The organism is Sulfuriferula thiophila (genome assembly GCF_003864975.1).
Taxonomy (GTDB): Bacteria; Pseudomonadota; Gammaproteobacteria; order Burkholderiales; family Sulfuriferulaceae; genus Sulfuriferula; species Sulfuriferula thiophila.
Genome location: NZ_BHGL01000003.1, coordinates 64,178 through 83,367, shown reverse-complemented (window position 1 = coordinate 83,367; position 19,190 = coordinate 64,178). Strand labels below are relative to the sequence as shown.

The 19,190-nt window shown below is 52.7% G+C and carries 20 protein-coding genes; 15 read left to right on the top strand and 5 right to left on the bottom strand.

What is annotated here, in order from left to right:
• Positions 1–37: 37 nt before the first annotated feature.
• The 3 genes from soxY to EJE49_RS01510 all read right to left on the bottom strand — a co-directional run bounded on the left by soxY (position 38) and on the right by EJE49_RS01510 (position 2,517).
• A complete protein-coding gene (gene soxY / locus EJE49_RS01520; RefSeq protein ID WP_124948642.1) occupies positions 38–499 on the bottom strand; it encodes a thiosulfate oxidation carrier protein SoxY in 462 nt (153 codons plus the stop codon).
• A gap of 30 nt (positions 500–529) precedes the next feature.
• Positions 530–898, bottom strand: a complete 369-nt coding sequence (gene soxX / locus EJE49_RS01515; RefSeq protein WP_124948641.1) for a sulfur oxidation c-type cytochrome SoxX — start codon at positions 896–898, stop codon at positions 530–532.
• 191 nt (positions 899–1,089) lie between these two features.
• The gene (locus EJE49_RS01510) at positions 1,090–2,517 is read right to left on the bottom strand and encodes a M48 family metalloprotease (RefSeq protein ID WP_124948640.1); all 1,428 of its coding nucleotides are present in this window, start codon (positions 2,515–2,517) and stop codon (positions 1,090–1,092) included.
• Between the two features lie 41 nt (positions 2,518–2,558).
• Here EJE49_RS01510 and moaC point away from each other — a divergent pair, with 41 nt between their 5' ends.
• From moaC to EJE49_RS01435, 15 genes are all read left to right on the top strand, one after another.
• Complete coding sequence (moaC, locus tag EJE49_RS01505; RefSeq protein WP_124948639.1) at positions 2,559–3,035, top strand: cyclic pyranopterin monophosphate synthase MoaC; 477 nt, start codon at positions 2,559–2,561, stop codon at positions 3,033–3,035.
• Positions 3,036–3,144: 109 nt separating this feature from the next.
• Positions 3,145–3,441, top strand: coding sequence for a hypothetical protein (locus EJE49_RS01500; protein ID WP_124948638.1), 297 nt, complete (start codon positions 3,145–3,147; stop codon positions 3,439–3,441).
• A 26-nt stretch (positions 3,442–3,467) separates the two neighbouring features.
• On the top strand, positions 3,468–4,028 hold the full coding sequence (locus EJE49_RS01495; protein WP_124948637.1) for a glycine zipper 2TM domain-containing protein: 561 nt from the start codon (positions 3,468–3,470) through the stop codon (positions 4,026–4,028).
• Positions 4,029–4,189: 161 nt separating this feature from the next.
• Positions 4,190–4,444, top strand: coding sequence for a hypothetical protein (locus EJE49_RS01490; RefSeq protein ID WP_124948636.1), 255 nt, complete (start codon positions 4,190–4,192; stop codon positions 4,442–4,444).
• 138 nt (positions 4,445–4,582) lie between these two features.
• Positions 4,583–7,303: a nitrate reductase gene (locus EJE49_RS01485; protein ID WP_124948635.1), complete on the top strand. Its 2,721-nt coding sequence runs from the start codon at positions 4,583–4,585 to the stop codon at positions 7,301–7,303.
• Positions 7,300–8,283, top strand: coding sequence for a DNA-binding protein YbiB (gene ybiB, locus EJE49_RS01480; protein WP_124948634.1), 984 nt, complete (start codon positions 7,300–7,302; stop codon positions 8,281–8,283). The genes EJE49_RS01485 and ybiB overlap by 4 nt, the downstream gene beginning before the upstream one ends.
• A 12-nt stretch (positions 8,284–8,295) precedes the next feature.
• Positions 8,296–9,048 carry a uroporphyrinogen-III C-methyltransferase gene (cobA, locus tag EJE49_RS01475; RefSeq protein ID WP_124948633.1) on the top strand — a complete coding sequence of 251 codons (753 nt, stop codon included), beginning with the start codon at positions 8,296–8,298 and terminating at the stop codon, positions 9,046–9,048.
• 114 nt (positions 9,049–9,162) lie between these two features.
• Complete coding sequence (gene nirB / locus EJE49_RS01470; protein WP_124948632.1) at positions 9,163–11,592, top strand: nitrite reductase large subunit NirB; 2,430 nt, start codon at positions 9,163–9,165, stop codon at positions 11,590–11,592.
• Positions 11,593–11,602: 10 nt separating this feature from the next.
• Complete coding sequence (locus EJE49_RS01465) at positions 11,603–12,421, top strand: type IV pili methyl-accepting chemotaxis transducer N-terminal domain-containing protein (protein ID WP_124948631.1); 819 nt, start codon at positions 11,603–11,605, stop codon at positions 12,419–12,421.
• A gap of 24 nt (positions 12,422–12,445) precedes the next feature.
• Positions 12,446–12,775, top strand: coding sequence for a nitrite reductase small subunit NirD (gene nirD, locus EJE49_RS01460; RefSeq protein WP_124948630.1), 330 nt, complete (start codon positions 12,446–12,448; stop codon positions 12,773–12,775).
• Between the two features lie 9 nt (positions 12,776–12,784).
• Positions 12,785–13,735 (top strand): PDC sensor domain-containing protein, encoded by a 951-nt coding sequence (locus EJE49_RS01455; RefSeq protein WP_124948629.1) that lies wholly within the window; start codon positions 12,785–12,787, stop codon positions 13,733–13,735.
• The gene (locus tag EJE49_RS01450) at positions 13,732–14,109 is read left to right on the top strand and encodes a sirohydrochlorin chelatase (RefSeq protein ID WP_124948628.1); all 378 of its coding nucleotides are present in this window, start codon (positions 13,732–13,734) and stop codon (positions 14,107–14,109) included. The genes EJE49_RS01455 and EJE49_RS01450 overlap by 4 nt, the downstream gene beginning before the upstream one ends.
• A 164-nt stretch (positions 14,110–14,273) precedes the next feature.
• Entirely contained in the window at positions 14,274–15,485 is a 1,212-nt protein-coding gene (locus EJE49_RS01445) for a nitrate/nitrite transporter (RefSeq protein ID WP_124948627.1), read from the top strand.
• Between the two features lie 18 nt (positions 15,486–15,503).
• Positions 15,504–17,192 (top strand): bifunctional protein-serine/threonine kinase/phosphatase, encoded by a 1,689-nt coding sequence (locus tag EJE49_RS01440; RefSeq protein ID WP_124948626.1) that lies wholly within the window; start codon positions 15,504–15,506, stop codon positions 17,190–17,192.
• A gap of 65 nt (positions 17,193–17,257) precedes the next feature.
• Complete coding sequence (locus EJE49_RS01435) at positions 17,258–17,833, top strand: ANTAR domain-containing response regulator (protein WP_124948625.1); 576 nt, start codon at positions 17,258–17,260, stop codon at positions 17,831–17,833.
• A gap of 25 nt (positions 17,834–17,858) precedes the next feature.
• Here EJE49_RS01435 and EJE49_RS01430 read toward each other — a convergent pair whose 3' ends face one another.
• Both EJE49_RS01430 and EJE49_RS01425 read right to left on the bottom strand, forming a co-directional pair.
• Positions 17,859–18,290 (bottom strand): PACE efflux transporter, encoded by a 432-nt coding sequence (locus EJE49_RS01430; RefSeq protein WP_189941597.1) that lies wholly within the window; start codon positions 18,288–18,290, stop codon positions 17,859–17,861.
• A 438-nt stretch (positions 18,291–18,728) separates the two neighbouring features.
• Positions 18,729–19,184: a putative periplasmic lipoprotein gene (locus EJE49_RS01425; RefSeq protein WP_124948623.1), complete on the bottom strand. Its 456-nt coding sequence runs from the start codon at positions 19,182–19,184 to the stop codon at positions 18,729–18,731.
• Between the last annotated feature and the right edge of the window lie 6 nt (positions 19,185–19,190).

The following is a 19,190-nucleotide window of genomic DNA, read 5'->3' as shown; positions in this document are numbered from 1 at the left end:
AATGTATGAGTTGAGTAATTATCTAGGTTTGACAGTATTAACCGCCGCAGCCGCCGATAGTTACTTTTACTTCTTTAGCGGCGGTATAAGTCTTGCCGCCGGCTGTAACAATTGCGCGAACCATAGCTGTTTGACCCATTTTGATACGGGTAGATACAAAAGGCTCAGCACCGTTGCTGATTTTGAAGTTGGCAACCAGTGGGTTAGCGTTTTTCTCAGCCATGATAGCGATAGCAGTAGTACCGGCAATTTTGCTGGTAATTTCAACAGGAACAACAGCACCGTTTTCAGCGATGTCTGGAGCCTTGATGCTGATATCTTTGCTCTCGGTAGGAGCGCTTGCGCCCATGCCTTTAAGTGCGTCAGCAACTGATTTTGCGCTGAAAGCAGCGGTGTTGTAGGCAGCAAATGCGTTGCCTGTGCCAAATAAGCCAGCGGCCATCGCCAGGGTGCCAGCTGCGGTAGCGCCCTTAAGAATATTACGACGTAAAACGTTCATGCAGTTCTCCTTGTGGATAGTGGTTCGATTTTATAAGCCATAGACAAAGTCAGTCACTTTGTCGATTTCTTGTTCGGTTAATACTTTATTTTTGCCAAATGGAATCATAACGGTGTTGGGGTTGGCATCCATGGCATTCCAGATTTGGGCACGTAACTTGGCTTTGTCTGGATAGCGTGCCTGCATCGCAATCAGGGGTGGCCCGATTGTGCCTGCGGATTCGGCATCCGGCATGGTCGGCATGGCGTGACAAGCCAGGCAGTTGCCCAAGCCTTTGTCATAGGCTATTTGCTTGCCGGTCATTTCTGGTTTGGCTGCGTCGGCGGCAGCGGCAACGTTTATTACACTAAGTGTGCCAACTAGGCTGGCAGTTAATATCAATGATGCGTTTAACCGCATGTCATCCTCCTGATTTATGGGTTCTGGTGATTCATTACGCAATCTTAAAACTTACGTACCGTCAATCCGAACTCGGATTAGCAAAGCATAGAGCAAAAAAAACTTCTATCCAAGAGGGACGGTGGTTTTTTTTTGGGAAAATAGGCTGGAAAGTATATATGTACCAAGTTTGAATAAGATAAAAGTGTCGATTAAGCAGGTTTTTTATCGGTTTTATTTTGCAATATTAATTGTTTTAATCGTGCTTCTGCAATAGACATCTGATAAAAATCGCCATCATGGGTTTTCAGGGCGATTTGCAATTGTTCAATTGCGGCAGTGAGATTGCCTTGATGTGCATAGGCTTCTGCTTGTGCGTAATGGCGGAGAAAGTCTTTGCCCTGTTGCGCGTAGCTGCGTGATTGCAGTTCATAGAGATGGTAATCATCCGGATAGAGCGCCAACTGTTCAGTAACTAATGCAATGGCTTCGCCAGTGTGTGCCGCAGTAAGCAGGGCTTCGGCATAGCTGTAAATCAGTGGGCGGTAATTCGGGTAGCGGATGCGTGCGTCGTGGTAACGCTGTAGAGCGCCATTCATATCCCCAGAATTTTGTTTGATTTTTGCTCCCAGGCTGTCAATGATCGGGCTTTTTGCCCCAATCTGGACAAGTTTTTGGTAAGCGGCTTCTGCGGCCTTGTATTGTTGGGCCTGCATCAATGCAAGGGTCAGTCCATATTGTACCGAGCCAAGATTGGCATAGCGTTTATCGTGAATGGCATCGGTAAATTCGGTGACTGCTGCTGTCGGTGATTGATTCAGTACGCGTAATTTTACGCGCAATAACTGAAACTCCAGGCTGTCGGTAAGCTGTTTATGCGCCAGGTTGGCTGCCCGATTCTGCATATCGGCGATACGTTCGGTAGTCAGCGGGTGAGTGCGCAAATATGCGGGTGCATTGTTGTCATACAGACGGCTGTATTTTTGCAAACGTTCGAAAAAAGTGGCCATGGCACTCGGGTTGAATCCGGCGGTGCTCATGATTTGCATGCCAATGCGGTCCGCTTCACGTTCATTGTCACGGCTGAAATCAAGTCGTTTCTGAATAGAAATAGCCTGTGCGGCTGCAATTGCTCCGCCAGTGATTTGCGGATTGGAGCGTGATGCTAAAATTGCTATGGCTAATGCGGCCAGTGATGGCAAAATGCCATTGCTCTGGTTTTCGATCATGCGCGCCAGATGATGTTGAGTAACGTGCGCGATTTCATGGCCCAGCACGCCGGCAAGTTCGGATTCGTTTTGCGCGGCCTCGATCAACCCGGTGTGAACCCCGATGTAGCCGCCGGGTAAGGCGAAAGCGTTAAGGGTGTTGTCCTTGAGTACGAAAAACTGGAAGCTGCGTTGGCTTTCCGAGCTGGCAGCTACCAGGCGATATCCCAACTTGTTCAAGTAGTCAGTAAGCTCGGCATCATCGTAATATTGAGGATCAGCGTAGATGTCTCGCATGATTTCACTGCCTACCCGGGCTTCATCGCGTGGTGAAAAGCTGCTTTGCGAAATGTCGCCTAAATCCGGCAGTTCGCTGGCTATGGCAGATTGGCTGGAGAGGCAGAGTATGAGTATGATCGATGTCCATTTCATGGCTCATATGATAACCGTATTTATTTTGGAGTTCCTTAACTATGCATGAATTTACGCATTTTGATCAACAAGGCCATGCGCAAATGGTCGATGTGGCCGACAAAGCAGACACCAGGCGTGTAGCGGTCGCGCGCGGGCGTATTGTCATGCTGCCGGCAACTTTGCAAATGATACAACAAGGCAGCGCCAAAAAAGGCGATGTGTTAGGTGTGGCACGGGTTGCGGCAATTCAGGCGGCCAAACGTACCGCTGACCTTATCCCGTTGTGCCACCCGCTGGCATTGACGCGCGTTAATGTGGCTTTTGAGGTGAATGAGGCATTGTCGGCGATAGACGCAGAAGTCAGGGTCGAGACTGTGGGTAAGACTGGTGTGGAAATGGAAGCGCTGACCGCGCTGAACATCGGCTTGCTGACCATATACGATATGTGTAAAGCGGTGGATCGCGGTATGCAGATGGAAGCCATCCACCTGCATGAAAAGTCCGGCGGCAAGTCCGGGCATTGGCTGGCGCCGTAACATATTGTTACAGTTTTACTGGTTTTGGAAATGGTTTCGTAGCTGTTCTGATTCATGATGCAGATGTGGGTGCAAAAATGATGTGCTCACCAAGGTAGAAAGGTAAATCATGACTTATCCCAAAATACTCGCGTTCGTTGTTGTTGCCTTGTGCGCAACATCCGCACAAGCTGAGACGACAATGCAATCGCTGATGCAGTTTGCGGCGAATGGCCATGATCGTTCATCGCGGGCGAATGGTTTTAACCCAAGGCAGAATGAACAAAATGCCGACAGCGGTTATGAACAGCGCCAGCAGCGAGAAGTAGAGCCGTCGCGGCAACGCAACGAGGGGTTTGGTTATGGTTTTGAACGTCGGCAAGAGCGCTCGGGACGTCCGGATTATGGACGGCGTGGACGCGATTAACGAATTGCATGAATCAGGAGAGTCGTATGGATAAGCGTAAATTAAACCTGGCTGTTTTCGCATTGCTGGCGACAGCTAATCTGGCTTGGGCGGATGATGTGGCGAGCTTTACAGACCGTGCGCAGGTGCTTTCGGCCACCCCTGTTTATCAGCAAATTAATGAGCCACGCCGCGAATGCTGGACTGAAACCGTAAACGGTTACAGCAATGGTGGCGGTGAGCATAGTTATGGTGGCGCGATTCTGGGTGGATTGGTCGGTGGTCTGTTGGGGAATACGGTAGGTCAGGGTAATGGCCGAATTGCGGCCGCAGCCGTGGGAGCCGCCACTGGTGCCGTAGTGGGTGATAAAGTCGCCAATAATAATGGTGGCTATAATCAGCCCCGGCAAGTTGAGCATTGCGCCAACCATGACAATTATCGCCAGGTGATTAATGGCTACAATGTCGTCTATCGTTATCAGGGACGCACCATGACGGCGATGCTGCCGCAAGACCCTGGCAAATTCGTCAATGTTAATGTCAATGTTGCACTGGCGGGCTATCAGCGTGATGAGCGTCAGGGTTATGATGATCAGGAAAATAACTGAGTAGTGTGTCAGGTTATCCCGGATAGTATTCGTGAATACTATCCGGGCAGGGCTTTGGCAGGTGCCCTGTCGTGCAGTGCCAGTGGTGATGTGATTACTACTGGAAATTCTTATGTTTTTGTCTAGACTTAATATTGTTCTCATTTAATAGGAGCAATATTATGCTTACGCAATTGTTAACCAGGATGCGGCAGGTGCCTACCCATGACAATCATGATCAGGTAGTGTCATGGCACGTATTCCGGACGCTGAGTGAAGCAGAAGCGTACGCTGAACATGTGGTGTTGAGTGACGGCCAGTATCTGGTGGGTGGTACTGATCACGACACTGTCGGCACGTTATGGTGGGTTGGCGTCGAGGTCGATGACATTGCGAAGTGGGGGAATGGGAGTGCGGTGAATAAGCATGCCGCATAAACAGTCCTGAATGGTGCAAATTAATAGAGTGATGCACCATAATCATGCAAACATGATTTTTTAACGATAGCTTTGTTAGTTATGTATTTGATAATTAACTAATATTTTTTCTGGCATGGGTATTGCTTTGTGTAGTGCATGATGACTACCTCTGATACCCTATTAAAATCATCCGCCTGCGCCTATTGTGGCGTTGGTTGTGGTGTGCTGATTGAGACCGATGGTACCAATATCCTCGGTGTGCGTGGCAACCCTGATCACCCTGCCAATTTTGGCCGGCTTTGCACCAAGGGCGCGACGCTCAATCTGGCTGCGGCACAAATCGATGCTCGAGCGTTGTATCCGGAACTGCGCCTGGAACGCGACGCATTACGCCAGCGTGTGGAATGGAATGGTGCGCTGGATCATGCCGCAGAACGTTTCGCGGCTATCATTCAGGAACACGGTGCTGATGCGGTCGGTTTCTATATTTCCGGTCAACTGCTGACCGAAGATTATTATGTCTTCAACAAGTTGGCGAAGGGTTTGATCGGCACAAATAATGTCGATACCAACTCGCGTCTATGCATGTCCAGCGCGGTGACCGGTTATAAATCCACCCTTGGTGCCGATGCACCGCCCGCCTGTTACGACGATATTGCCACAACGGACTGCCTGTTCATTGCTGGCTCCAATACTGCTTATGCCCACCCTATCCTGTATCGTCGAATAGAGGACGCGCGCAAAGCCAACCCCAATCTCAAAGTAATTGTTGTTGATCCGCGTCGTACCGACACCTCACGTGAAGCGGATTTGCATCTGCCGATTTTGCCTGGAACGGATGTGGCACTATTTAACGCCATGTTATACGTCATGCTCTGGGAAGACATGCTCGATCAGGACTATATCGCCGCTCACACCAATGGCTTTAGCGAGTTGCGCGCCACGGTGCGGGAATATTCCCCGGAAACGGTAGCCGCATTGTGTGGCGTGCCTGCTGCGGATATTGTCACTGCGGCACGCTGGTTCGGGCAATCGCCGGCAACGTTGTCGCTGTATTGCCAGGGGCTCAATCAATCCAGTCATGGCACGGACAAGAATGCAGCGCTGATTAATTTGCATCTGGCCACCGGCCAGATCGGCCGCCCCGGCGCAGGGCCGTTTTCGCTGACCGGACAGCCTAATGCAATGGGCGGGCGTGAGGTTGGCGGTATGGCAAATCTGTTGTCCGCGCATCGCGATCTGGCCAATCCTGTTCACCGGGATGAAGTCGCCCGGTTGTGGGGTGTGGAATCCGTTCCCGCGACGCCGGGTAAGACCGCGCTGGAAATGTTCGAAGCGGTGGCGCGTGGCGAAATAAAAGCCCTGTGGATCGCCTGTACCAACCCTGCGCAGTCCCTGCCTAATCAGGAGCTGGTGCGTGCTGCCCTGCAAAAGGCCGAGTTTGTGGTGGTGCAGGAAGTCAATGCCTATACCGAGACCGCTGAGTATGCCGATTTGTTATTGCCGGCAGCTGCCTGGGGTGAAAAGGAAGGCACCGTTACCAATTCCGAGCGCCGTATTACCCACTTGCAAACCGCAATACCGGCACCTGGTGAATGTCGCCCGGACTGGGAGATTGCGGTCGATTTTGCGCACCGGTTAGGTGCGCGTCTGGGTAAACCTGGTGCAGCATTATTCCCGTACGCAGATGCTGAAGCGGTGTTCAATGAGCACCGTGAAACTACGCGTGGGCGTGACCTGGATATTACCGGCTTGTCTTATGCATTGCTGGATAAGCAAGGCCCGCAACAATGGCCGTACCCTGAGGGTGCGCAGTCCGGGAAAGTGCGTTTATATGCGGATGGCATTTACCCCACGGCTGATGGTCGGGCCAAGTTTGCCAACGCGCGTTATCTGCCCACGGCCGAAGTCATCGACGCGCGCTATCCGCTGCATCTGAATACCGGCCGGCTGCGCGATCAGTGGCATGGCATGAGCCGAACCGGCATGGTCGCGCGTCTGTACAGCCACGTTGAGTCACCCGTGCTGTCCATGCATGCTGATGATATGGCGCGGCGTGGTCTTAAAACGGGTGATCTGGCGCGGGTGAAAAGCCGGCGTGGCGAGTTGCTGGTGCCTGTGGAGGCCAGTGATGACATGCGCACAGGTCAGACCTTCATGCCTATGCATTGGGGTAGCCGTTACATGAGTGGATTGGGTGTGAATGCACTGACCATGGATCAGCGTGACCCCGTCTCCAAACAGCCTGAACTGAAACATGCTGCCATTCAGGTGGAAAAAGCACCGCTGCCATGGCACATGGCGGTCATGCGCCGCGATAACGCAGTGGCACGTATGTTGCGTATACAACCATTGCTGTCCCGCTTCGATTATGCCAGTTGCGGTTTGTATGGCCGGCAAAATCCGGTGCTGGTGCTGCGCATAGCCAACGCGACTCCGTTATCAGCAGCGCTGATGGCCGAGATAGATACCTTGCTCGATATGCAGGATGAAACCTGCATCATGCGTTATGACGACCCGAAACGGGGTATAGCCAAACGTGTGCTGGTGGAAGATGGTCGTGTGACCGGAGTGCGGCTGACCGGTGAAGTTGCCGCGCGCGACTGGCTCAAGGAGATGATGGCCGAAGGCGCCGAGATTGCACCATTACGCAGCTGGGTGCTGGCGCCCTTGTCCACACCACCGAGTGGCAGTAGCAGTCGTGGCCGCATAGTGTGCAACTGTCTGAATGTGTCTGAAACGCAAATTCTGACTGCGGTTGGTCAGGGGGCAGATCTGGCAACATTGCAGGCCACGCTGAAATGTGGCACCGAGTGCGGGTCATGTGTGCCGGAGCTTAAACGTATGATTATGTCGGGGAAACAGGAGGCAGCATGAGCTATTCCGCGATACTGAAAGAAATAGCGCGCGGTGTGCATGGCGCTCGCGATCTGAGCGTAGAAGAAGCCGATCAGCTGTATGGCGCAATGCTGGATGGCGGCGTACCGGAAATGGAACTGGGCGCTATCCTGATTGCCTTGCGCATGAAAGGGGAGTCTGCCGATGAGCTGCTTGGTTTCTATCAGGCGCTCGAATCCCGTCAGTATTCGTTATCAGTGCCGGCAGGCGGAGTACGCCCGGTTGTCATTCCCAGTTATAACGGCGCGCGCCATCAGCCCAATCTGGTGCCTTTGCTGGCGCTGCTGCTGGTCAAGTTCGGCGTGCCGGTGCTGTTGCATGGCACGCTGGAAAGCCAGGGGCGCACTACGACTGCCTATATCTTGCGTGAACTTGGTATCTTGCCGTGTGCCAGTCTTGCTCAGGCCAATACCGCGTTAGCCAATGATGGCATCGCCTTCGTGCCAACTGCGGTGTTGTCACCCGGTCTGGCAAATTTGCTGGCACTGCGTAGCCGTCTGGGCGTACGCAATACTGCACATACGCTGGCAAAAATGATTTCCCCATTCAAGGGTGAAAGTTTGCGTCTGGTGAGCGTATCGCACCCGGAATACCTGGTGAAAATGCGCGAATTCTTTGAAACCACCGGCTTGCGCGCGCTGCTGCTGCGAGGTACCGAGGGCGAAGCGCTGGCTAACCCTAAGCGGCGTCCAGAGCTGCTGTATTGTGATGACGGCAAATCGCAACTGTTGTTTGAAGCCGAACTCGGCCCGCTGAAATCACTGCCGAATTTGCCTGACTCCATCGACGCAGTCACTACCGCACTGTGGATACAGGCTGTCCTTGCCGGGCAGCATCCCATCCCGTTGCCGGTGATTAATCAACTGGCGTGCTGTTTGTATGGTGCGGGCTATACCACGGACATGAATCAGGCCAAAGCGATCGTCGCGATGGAAACCAACAGCTTGGCAATGGTGTAAAAGGAGATGGTGATGAACGGTAAAGTTTATTTGATCGGCGCAGGTCCGGGTGACCCCGAACTCATTACATTGAAGGCCGTACGCATACTGAAAACGGCGGATGTGGTGCTGGTAGATGATCTGGTGAACCCTGCATTGCTGGAACATGCCCGGGCTGACGCACGCATTATCCCGGTGGGCAAACGCGGCGGCTGTCAGTCGACCCCGCAGGCATTTATCCAGCGGCAGATGATACAGGAGGCTCATGCAGGCATGATCGTCGCGCGGCTGAAGGGCGGTGACCCGTTCATGTTCGGCCGGGGCGGTGAAGAAATTGTCGCGTTGCGCGAAGCCGGTATTGCCGTTGAGGTGATTAGCGGCATTACGTCCGGTATTGCAGCACCGGCGACATTGGGTGTGCCAGTCACGCACCGTGACTGGGCGCCGGGGGTGACATTCATCACCGGCCATAGCCGCGCAGGCAACGAGGTGAACTGGGCCGCATTGGCAGCTACGCGCACCACACTGGTTATTTACATGGGGGTCAAGCATCTGCCTGATATCGTCAGCCAGTTAATAGCAGGTGGTCTGGCAGCGGATACTGCTGCACTGGCCGTCCAAAGCGGGACATTGGCGCAGCAGCGTGAAGTCAAGGCAACCCTGGGATCGTTGCATGGCGCTATGCTGGCAGCCGGGCTGGGCAGCCCCGCAATTGTCGTGATTGGTGCAGTTGCCGATCTCGCGCAAATTGTGGCCCACACAGAATCAGTCGCACAAGCGGCATAAATAGTAATTTTGAAGCAGCAAAAAAATTTCATCAGCACAAGCAGGCTGCAACGGCGCGGCTCCATTTGTACGGTGGTTTCAACAATTTAACCGCAAGCATTAGGAGTATACGCAATGGATAAACTGAAATTAGTCATGGTCGGCAACGGGATGGCCGGGGTGCGTACCCTGGAAGAGTTGCTTAAACTCGCGCCCGAGCGTTACGACATTACCGTGTTTGGCGCAGAGCCGCACGCCAACTACAACCGTATTCTGTTATCGCCGGTACTGGCCGGTGAGCAAACCATACAGGACATCATGCTCAACGATGTCGACTGGTATCAGGAAAACGGGATTAAGCTGCATCTCAATAAGAAAGTAACCGGCATCGATCGTAAAAAACGCATCGTTACCGCTGAAGACGGCACCACCGCAGAATACGACAGGCTGATTCTGGCTACCGGTTCCAATCCGTTCATCCTGCCAATACCGGGTAAAGATTTGCCGGGTGTGATCGGGTATCGCGATATTGCGGATACCGATGCCATGATCGAGGCGGCAAAAATATATAAGCACGCAGTGGTGATCGGTGGCGGTTTGCTGGGTCTGGAAGCGGCGAACGGTCTGAAATTGCGTGGCATGGACGTGACGGTTGTGCATAAAAACGAATGGCTGATGGAACGTCAGCTGGATAAGATTTCAGCCAAACTGCTGCAAAAGAGCCTGGAAGACAAAGGCTTGAAATTCCTGCTGGAAAAAGACACAACCGAGCTGGTACAAGGCGAATCGGGGCGAGTGAGTGCGGTCAGGTTTGCCGATGGAGAAATCATTCCGGCTGACCTGGTCGTAATGGCGGTCGGTATTCGTCCGAACTCTGCGCTGGCAGAGCAGATTGGTATTCACTGCAATCGCGGTATCGTGGTGAGTGACACTATGCAGACGTTTGATCCGCGTGTGTATGCCGTTGGCGAATGCGTGAACCATCGCGGAATTGCTTATGGACTGGTTGCGCCGTTGTTCGACATGGCCAAGGTGGCTGCTAACCATCTGGCGGAATTCGGCATCGCACGCTATGTGGGTTCGGTGACGTCGACCAAGCTGAAAGTAACGGGCATCGACTTGTTCTCCGCGGGTAACTTTACCGGGGGTGAAGGTTACGAAGAGATACTTTTGTCTGACCCGGTTGGTGGTGTTTACAAGAAAATCGTGATTCAGGATAACAAGATCGCCGGCGCGGTGATGTATGGCGATACCGTGGACGGCGCCTGGTATTTCCAGATGCTGCGTGAAGAGCGCAATGTGTCGGATATCCGTGATCACCTGATGTTCGGTCAGAGTCATGTTGGTGACCTGGGCCACCAGGGACAGAACCGTGCGTCTGCGATGAGCGATGATATGGAAATCTGCGGCTGTAACGGTGTGTGTAAAGGCACGGTGGTTAAGGCGATCAAGGAGAAAGGGCTGTTTACGCTGGAAGATGTGCGTAAACATACCAAGGCATCCTCATCCTGCGGATCGTGTACCGGTCTGGTTGAGCAAGTGCTGGCCTCGGTACTGGGCGGTGATTACTCGGAAGCGCCGAAAACTAAAGCTATGTGTGGCTGTTCTGATCATACCCATGCCGATGTACGTGCGGCGATCCGTGAAAAGAAGTTATTGAGTATCCCCGATGTCATGTCTGCATTGGAATGGCGTACTCCTAACGGTTGTGCCAGTTGCCGTCCGGCATTGAACTACTACCTGATTTCATCATGGCCAGGCGAGGCGAAGGATGATCCGCAATCGCGTTTTATCAACGAACGTGCCCATGCCAATATTCAGAAAGATGGCACCTATTCGGTGATACCACGTATGTTCGGTGGACAAACCACGCCAGATGAATTGCGTCGGATTGCTGATGTGGCAGACAAATATGCGATACCGACCGTGAAGGTAACGGGTGGGCAGCGTATCGACTTGCTTGGTGTGAAAAAATCCGATTTGCCAGGTGTATGGCAAGACTTGGGCATGCCGTCCGGGCTGGCATACGGCAAAGCGTTGCGTACCGTAAAAACCTGTGTGGGCAGTGAGTGGTGCCGTTTTGGTACGCAGGATTCGACCAAGCTGGGCGTCGATATCGAAAAAGCACTGTGGAAAATGTGGGCGCCGCATAAAGTGAAGTTTGCAGTGTCGGGTTGCCCGCGCAACTGTGCCGAAGCCGCAATCAAGGACGTGGGTATTATCGGCGTAGATTCCGGCTGGGAAATTTATATCGGTGGTAACGGCGGGATTAAAACCGAAGTCGCACACTTTTTCGTTAAACTGAAAACGGATGTGGAGGTGATGGAGTATTCCGCCGCATTCCTGCAGTTGTATCGTGAAGAAGGTTTTTATCTGGAACGCACCGTGCACTATCTGGCGCGGGTCGGCATGGATTACATCAAACAGCGCGTGCTGGAAGATGAAGCCGGGCGCAAAGCACTGTATGACCGCATGATGTTTGCCGTACAGAACGAAAAAGATCCCTGGCTGGAACGTACGCAAGAGGGTGTAGGCAAGCACGAATTTGAAATGTTGTCAGCGTAGGCGGTTCAGCATGAATAAAAATACCGTCCTGGGTCGCAGGCGTATGCTGATGTGCGCGTTGTTCTCCATGCCTTTACTGACAGCGCTGCCGGTGCAGGCAAAATCAGAGCCGCTGAATATTGCGGACGCGATTAATAAAGCCGGGCGTCAACGGATGTTGTCACAACGCATCGCGAAGGCCTACGCGCAGTTAGTGCTGGGTATTTACCCAGAGCGCGCACGAACCATGTTGAATAATTCAGTGGCTTTATTTGAAAGCCAGTTGGCTGAACTGACGGCTTTTTCGCCTACCTCGGAAATTCGTGCGTTATATCGTCAATTGGCCGAAGTGTGGGAGCCGTATCGCAAATCAGCTACAGCAATTGCCAGTATCGCCGGGCTGAAGCAGGTGGCTGCATTAAATGAAGGAGTGCTGCATACGGCTCACGTGGCTACGCTGGCACTGGAGAAACAGTCAGGCTCCGCGGTCGGGCATCTGGTGAATGTGTCCGGGCGCGAACGGATGCTGTCGCAACGCTGTGCAAAATTTTCTTTATTTCGCGCTGCTGGCCTGCGGGATGACGCTGTGGAGAAAGGTCTGGCAGATGCGCGTAAGGAATTCGAATCCGGTCTTGCTGAACTGAAAGCCGCGCCACAGAACACATTGGAAATTAATAACCAGTTGTTATTGGCAAGCAGTCAGTGGGGTTTTTTCGTCAGCGCCATGAATAGTTATGAGTTGGGCGCGCAGAATCAGACCAGTCTGCAGTACATAGCAGCCAGCAGCGACCATGTGCTGGAGGTGATGGATGCTACTACTGCTATGTATCAATCAATTTATCGAGTCTGAAAATTAACGTTAAAGGTATCTATTATGAGTAACTGGACACAGATTTGCAGTCTGAGTGATATTCCCAATCTGGGATCGCGGGTTGTGCAAACCACGCAAGGCGATATTGCCGTATTTCGTACCGATGGCGATGAGGTATTTGCGCTGCATGACAAATGCCCTCATAAGGGCGGGCCGCTGTCGCAGGGCATCGTTGCCGGTAAAACCGTTACCTGTCCGTTGCATGGCTGGAAAATCGGTCTGCAGACGGGCGATGCCGAGGCGCCAGATGAAGGGCATGTAGCCTGTCTGCAAACCAAAATCGACGAGGCCGGTGTGGTGTGGTTGGGCTTGACTGCCAAACCTGCCTGCTAAGGTGAAATCATGAGCAGTATGAGCTACCTGGCCGTGGTAGAGCGCTATCACCAGTACCGGGACGCATTGGGCGAATTGCTGTCATCCATTCTGACCGGCATGGGTGATACCCAGTTGCTTACGGCCGGGAATGCCAGACATAAAGCCATGAATTGTGTGGTGACGCACTATCCGTTCGTTGAACTGCTTTATGTGCTTGATGCTGACGGCAAGCAAATTACGCACAATATTGCAGCGGGTCATGCGGCGCAGAGCAGCGACAGCGGCGAAGGTCGCGATCGCAGCATGCGGCCGTATTATGTGCAGGCTAAAGCACACGGTGGTGTCAGTATTACCGAGCCTTATTTATCCAGTGCCAGCAACATCCTGTGCGTTTCCGCTATTTTGCCATTGACCGATCCGGAGAGCGGCGAACAGCGCTATATCGTGCTGGATATTGATCTCACCGGTGCAATCGAATTCATGATGGGAGATCACGCACGGCGACGCTTCTTGCCGGTATTCAAGCTGATCTACAGCATTATTGTATTGGGCTTGGCAGCGGTAACCGGGGTGTTGCTGTATGCAGCATTCGGGGAGCTGATTGCGTTGCGTGATGTGGGTGACAATACCGCCGAGTTGCATCTGAAACCGTTCGGGGTGATTATCTTTCTCACTCTGGCGCTGGCCATCTTTGACCTGGGTAAGACCATACTGGAAGAAGAGGTGCTGATGCATAAAGATATATTCCGGCATAGTTCTACGCGCCGTACCATCACCCGGTTTATTGCCGCGATTCTGATTGCGGTATCCATCGAGGCATTGTTGCTGATGTTCAAATCGGCATTGGGGGTAACGCACGAAATGGTAGAAGCGGTATGGATGATGTTTGCTGCTGTCGGTTTGCTGGTGGGGCTGGGCTTGTATGTCTACCTCGGTGCGCGTGCTGAAGCCTTGCTGACCGCAGGAGCCAGACGATGAACGGGCTGGTGCTGTTTGCGCATGGCGCACGCGACCCGCGCTGGGCGGAACCGTTTCAGCGCCTGCAGCAGATCGTCAGCATGCAGCACCCGCAGAGCAAAGTGGTGCTGGCGTATCTGGAGCTGATGCTGCCCAGCTTGCCTGATGCAGTTGCAGCACTGGTGGCGCAAGGAGCGAAGACGATCAATATCGTGCCTTTGTTTCTTGGGCCTGGCGCGCATCTGCGTCAGGATTTCCCGGTGTTGCTGGAAGGTTTGCGCACACAGTATCCGCAGCTTGAGTTAACGTCTTTACCGGCGCTGGGCGAGAGTGAGGCGCTGTTGAATGCGATTGCCGAGTGGATCACGCATGCACTACCGCATGCACCAGATTGAAATAGATCGCACCAATTACGGGCGCTGTCTAGCAAACCAGCCCCGTATCTCAGTTTAATTCCATTTAAAAACAATCAACTAAATATGTCGTGCTGAATGGCATGATATTTGCTGTATAGCTTTGCATAAAAATAATTTTTTGTTTACCGTAGGAAGTTGAATTCATGGATAAGTCATTCTGGAAAGCGGGGCACACGCCTACGCTAATTGCTGCATTTTTATATTTTGATCTGTCCTTTATGGTCTGGGTCATGCTTGGGCCACTGGGCGTGCAGATTGCCGGTGATCTGGGGCTGGACGCCGGACAAAAAGGCCTGATGGTCGCTACGCCGGTGCTCGCGGGCGCCTTGTTGCGCATCGTGATGGGCGTGCTGGTTGATCACCTCAAACCTAAAAAAGCGGGCCTGATCGGGCAGGTGATCGTGTTATGCGCGCTGGCCTGGGCCTGGCTGGCAGGTATCCATAGCTTCCAGCAGGTGTTAGTGCTGGGTATGCTGTTAGGGTTTGCGGGTGCGGCATTTGCCGTGGCGCTGCCGCTGGCATCGCGCTGGTATCCGCCGCAACATCAGGGAACGGCGCTGGGCATTGCCGGCGCAGGCAATTCGGGTACGGCGCTGGCAGCATTGTTTGCACCGGGTCTGGCAGTCGCATTCGGCTGGAACAGTGTGTTCGGACTGGCCATGATCCCGCTGGGCATTGCGCTGGCTGTGTACCTGATTTTTGCCAAGGACAGCCCGGAATGCCCGCCGGCTAAATCGTTGACTGAATATATGCATGTACTGAAAGACAAAGATGCCTGGTGGTTCATGTTCTTCTACAGCGTGACATTTGGCGGTTTTGTCGGCATGGCTTCCAGCCTGACTATCTATTTCAATACCCAGTATGGCTTGTCCGCGATTACTGCCGGTTACTTTACCGCGGCCTGTGTTTTTGCCGGGTCATTGGTGCGTCCGTTGGGCGGCATGCTGGCCGACCGTATCGGCGGCATTCGTTCCTTGACTATCATGTATGCACTGGCGGCGCTATTCCTGCTGTTAGTGAGTGTGGGCATGTCTACGCCGATGCTGGCAATGACGGTCATCGTCCCGGCTATGCTGGCTTTGGGTATGGGTAATGGTGCGGTATTCCAGCTAGTGCCGCAGCGCTTCCGTCGTGAAATCGGCGTGATGACCGGTCTGGTGGGAATGGCGGGTGGGGTGGGCGGATTCTATCTGGCTTCCAGCCTGGGCTATTCATATAAAATTACCGGGAGCTACCAGATTGGCTTCGTGATCTTTGCCGGTCTGGCAGTTGTTGCCCTGATCGGGCTGACCAAAGTTAAATCACGCTGGCGTACCACTTGGGGCGCTCCGGGTGTTAGCGGCGCACGGATTTAATTCAGCCTGGTTTTGATAATGTCATTACAGCTTACGGTTGGGCATGTATCGGCCACCGGCCCGCGCGAGCGCAATGAGGATTTTTGTGGTTTCGTGACGCCGGAGCGGGCTCAGCTTGCCGATAAAGGGGCGATGGTTGCTCTGGCAGATGGGGTGTCGGGTGGCGCGGGCGGGCGAGAAGCGGCGGAGTATACGGTACGCGGGCTGCTTGCTGACTATTATGCGACGCCGGATACGTGGGAGGTGCCGTTTGCGCTGGATAAGGTACTGACGGCCATTAATCGCTGGCTGATTTCGCAGGCGACGACCCGGCGCGATCTGGCCGGTATGTCATGTACGCTCTCGGCGCTGGTGTTGCGTGGCTGCCGGTATTATCTGGCGCATGTCGGCGATAGCCGGATCTATCGTTTGCGCGATGGACAGTTCATGCAGTTGACCACCGATCATGTCTGGGATCGTCCCGATATGCGCCATGTATTAAAGCGCGCAGTGGGTCTGGATCAGCATTTGAGTATTGATTTTGGCGAGGGCGATTTACAAACTGGTGATGTTTTTTTGCTGGTGTCAGATGGCGTGTGGGAGCCGGTTGGTGAACTGGGGATGCTGACCACGCTGAATCTGTACAAGAATCCGCAGCTTACCGCCGAGGAATTGGTGCGACAGGCGCACAAACAGGGCGGTCAGGATAATGCCAGCGCCATGGTGGTGCGTATAGATGCAGTCCCCGAGCAAAATTTACGCGACCAGCTCAGCGCCGAGCGTAATTTGCCTATTCCGCCGCGACTGAAAGCCGAGACGCGGCTGGATGGCTTTGAGGTGGTTGCGCTGCTGCATGAATCGCGCATGTCCCTGTTATATCAGGTGCGGCGTCTGGCGGATGGGCGTTTGTGGGTGCTTAAAACCTTGCCGCCGCAAGTTACCGGTGATGTGGCTGCTGCAAATGCACTGATACAGGAAGAGTGGCTGGCCAAAAAAGTCATTGCCCACTACTTCCCGCAGATATTGCCCTTGGCGAGCGAAGAGCGCTCAGCTTTGTACTATGTGATGAGCTGGCATGACGGTGCAACCTTGCAGCAATATCTCGACAGTGGTCGCCATTTTGCGGTGGCGGAAACGGTGCAGATTGGTATCCGTCTGGTCAAAGGGCTGGCGGCATTGCACCGGCTGAATATCCTGCATCGGGATATTAAACCCGGCAATATCCATCTGGGTGCCGATGATAAATTGCGTATCCTGGATTTTGGCGTGGCTGCCAGCGAAGGCTTGCATGATCTTAAAGATGGTGCCGGCACGCCCAGCTTTATGGCACCGGAGTTGATTTCGGGTGAGGCGGCGAGTGTGCAGAGTGAATTATATGCAGCCGGCGTGACCTTGTATTATTTGCTAACGCGCAAATATCCGTATGGTGAGGTTGAGCCGTTTCAGCATCCCAGGTTCGGAGATCCTGTACCGCCCACACGCTATCGCCCGGAGATTCCGCATTGGCTGGAAAATATGCTGCTTAAGGCGGTGGCGCGCGATCCGCGTGCACGATTTGAAACAGCCGAAGAAATGCTGCTGGCGCTGGAGCAAGGTGAACGCAGGCCGCTGGATGCGCCGCGGCGCACACCATTGCTGGAGCGTGATCCGATGCGTTTCTGGCAGATGCTGGCATTGTTTTCGATAGCGTTAAATCTGATGCTGATTTATCTGATGGTGGCGTCTTAGGCCGGTCACATCAGCACATTTTTTGCTTGTATTTAATCAGTTGGATTAAAAAGAGAGTTTATATCATGCTTACTGTGATGATTGTTGATGACGATGCTGTGCGTGCAAAGCAGCTGGAACAGGCTTTTCGCAGCCAGCATTACAAAGTGGCGGAGGTGGTGGAGTCTGCATTCAAACTGCCTGAAGCGATTGCACGCTGCGCGCCAGATGTGATTATTATTGGTGCAGATTCGCCGGATCGCGATACGCTGGAGCATCTGTGTATTGCCACGCGCGATTGTCCGCGCCCGGTAGTCATGTTTACCGATGATAAAAACAGCGAATCCATCCGTGCGGCTTTAAAAGCGGGGGTGTCTGCCTATATCGTGGATGGACTGGATGCTGAACGTATTCAGCCTATCCTGGAAGTGGCGCGGATACGTTTTGAAGAGCATCAGGTGCTGGTTGATGCGGCCAACAAGGCCAATCGGACTCGGGAAGAACGCGAAATCATCGCTGAGGCCAAGCAGCGCCTGATGGCAGATCAATCGTTGAGCGAGGATGCGGCTTATCACGCCATGCGCCGCACTGCGATGGCCGATAATCGGCGCCTGATAGAAATTGCTGAAGCGATTTTGAAGGCATTGCCGCCCGTAAGCTAACGCGTGTATCTGAGTTTTGCTGCAGTCAGCGGACTGACTGCAGTGGATAAAAGTGATCATATACCCGGTTAAACACTACGGTGTAGAGCAGATAAAATACAATAAACCCGGCATCCAGTAACACTGCGTCAAGCCATCCCATCTTTAGCCACCATGCAATCAGTGGCACCGTCGCCATTACCAGACCTAATTCAAACAACGCAGCATGCAGGAAACGCATTGGCCAGCCGCGTGTCGACAGGTGGCCGCCGTAAGCTAGCTCAATGCGGTCGAAGCCATGATTGAACAGGCCATTCCAGACCATGGCAATGATTGAAATCACTACGACCAGTAATCCTGTTTCCCCCATGCTATGACCAGTGATCCAGCTTGCCAGAGGCGACACCAGAATCAGACCGATGGTTTCAAATAACAGGATGCTGCGTAAGCGGTCACGGAATGTGCGTAGCGTTTTCATGGTAGTGATCATTGTATAGGCGCCAAAATATAATCATAAATTGGAGTTTTGTAAAATTTAAGTTTCTATATTAAAAAATCAAAAGCTTAGTAGGGCTATTTTGATTTAATGAGTTGCCGTTATGAGGGACTGAATTACAAAAATGGGTAGGGTACTTGCGGTTAATTATATTTAAGGATAAACTTATCTTTAAATAGTTTTAGCGTTGCAATTATTGGCTAAGTACTGTTAATGCGATTGATTAATTGTGATTAAACCCAAGGAGAAAAAAATGAACTATTTCTTTTCTAAAGAAGCTTTGCCTTTAACCCTCGTTGTATCGTTGATTGTTTTTTCCTATCTGAGCTTTTTCAGCGTTATCCTGTTCGGATAAAGTTGTTGTAATACATGCTGCTTGCGGCAAAAGCGGGTGCACTATGCACCCGCGTGCTTGTTAAGTCATTGCGGGCGCATCTCTTTTAACAAATCCACTGCATCGCCTTCGGTGATAAGTTTTATCGTCATAGGATCCCCCGCAAAGGGAAATGCCCACGAGCGACTGGGGCTGTATCCTGCCGCCAGGTAATAGGTATTACCCCTCACTGCTTCCAGCTTCGCCACCCGGTTTCCGTCTGGAAATGCGGCGAAACGAAATTCATGCTTGCCCTCAGTAATATTCAGGCGTTTGTACATGCCGCGCGGCAGGCTGGCAATGATTTCTCCGTTATCTGTAATGTTCTGATTGCTCTCGAATAAGGTTGGCCCACTTACGTTAATGATATAAAGCTGGGCTAATTCATGTGCGGATACTGAAGGTGCAGCATGTGTGACCGCAGTGGTGGAAGACGGTGTGGCGCAACCAGCCAGCAATAGCACAACACAAAACGCAATGACTCTATTCAATTCAATTTTCATTCTGCG

Excerpts from the sequence above, each read along its gene's own strand:
- soxY (WP_124948642.1), bottom strand. The coding sequence starts at position 499 with ATGAACGTTTTACGTCGTAATATTCTTAAGGGCGCTACCGCAGCTGGC.
- soxX (WP_124948641.1), bottom strand. The coding sequence starts at position 898 with ATGCGGTTAAACGCATCATTGATATTAACTGCCAGCCTAGTTGGCACA.
- EJE49_RS01510 (WP_124948640.1), bottom strand. The coding sequence starts at position 2,517 with ATGAAATGGACATCGATCATACTCATACTCTGCCTCTCCAGCCAATCT.
- moaC (WP_124948639.1), top strand. The coding sequence starts at position 2,559 with ATGCATGAATTTACGCATTTTGATCAACAAGGCCATGCGCAAATGGTC.
- EJE49_RS01500 (WP_124948638.1), top strand. The coding sequence starts at position 3,145 with ATGACTTATCCCAAAATACTCGCGTTCGTTGTTGTTGCCTTGTGCGCA.
- EJE49_RS01495 (WP_124948637.1), top strand. The coding sequence starts at position 3,468 with ATGGATAAGCGTAAATTAAACCTGGCTGTTTTCGCATTGCTGGCGACA.
- EJE49_RS01490 (WP_124948636.1), top strand. The coding sequence starts at position 4,190 with ATGCTTACGCAATTGTTAACCAGGATGCGGCAGGTGCCTACCCATGAC.
- EJE49_RS01485 (WP_124948635.1), top strand. The coding sequence starts at position 4,583 with ATGATGACTACCTCTGATACCCTATTAAAATCATCCGCCTGCGCCTAT.
- ybiB (WP_124948634.1), top strand. The coding sequence starts at position 7,300 with ATGAGCTATTCCGCGATACTGAAAGAAATAGCGCGCGGTGTGCATGGC.
- cobA (WP_124948633.1), top strand. The coding sequence starts at position 8,296 with ATGAACGGTAAAGTTTATTTGATCGGCGCAGGTCCGGGTGACCCCGAA.
- nirB (WP_124948632.1), top strand. The coding sequence starts at position 9,163 with ATGGATAAACTGAAATTAGTCATGGTCGGCAACGGGATGGCCGGGGTG.
- EJE49_RS01465 (WP_124948631.1), top strand. The coding sequence starts at position 11,603 with ATGAATAAAAATACCGTCCTGGGTCGCAGGCGTATGCTGATGTGCGCG.
- nirD (WP_124948630.1), top strand. The coding sequence starts at position 12,446 with ATGAGTAACTGGACACAGATTTGCAGTCTGAGTGATATTCCCAATCTG.
- EJE49_RS01455 (WP_124948629.1), top strand. The coding sequence starts at position 12,785 with ATGAGCAGTATGAGCTACCTGGCCGTGGTAGAGCGCTATCACCAGTAC.
- EJE49_RS01450 (WP_124948628.1), top strand. The coding sequence starts at position 13,732 with ATGAACGGGCTGGTGCTGTTTGCGCATGGCGCACGCGACCCGCGCTGG.
- EJE49_RS01445 (WP_124948627.1), top strand. The coding sequence starts at position 14,274 with ATGGATAAGTCATTCTGGAAAGCGGGGCACACGCCTACGCTAATTGCT.
- EJE49_RS01440 (WP_124948626.1), top strand. The coding sequence starts at position 15,504 with ATGTCATTACAGCTTACGGTTGGGCATGTATCGGCCACCGGCCCGCGC.
- EJE49_RS01435 (WP_124948625.1), top strand. The coding sequence starts at position 17,258 with ATGCTTACTGTGATGATTGTTGATGACGATGCTGTGCGTGCAAAGCAG.
- EJE49_RS01430 (WP_189941597.1), bottom strand. The coding sequence starts at position 18,290 with ATGAAAACGCTACGCACATTCCGTGACCGCTTACGCAGCATCCTGTTA.
- EJE49_RS01425 (WP_124948623.1), bottom strand. The coding sequence starts at position 19,184 with ATGAAAATTGAATTGAATAGAGTCATTGCGTTTTGTGTTGTGCTATTG.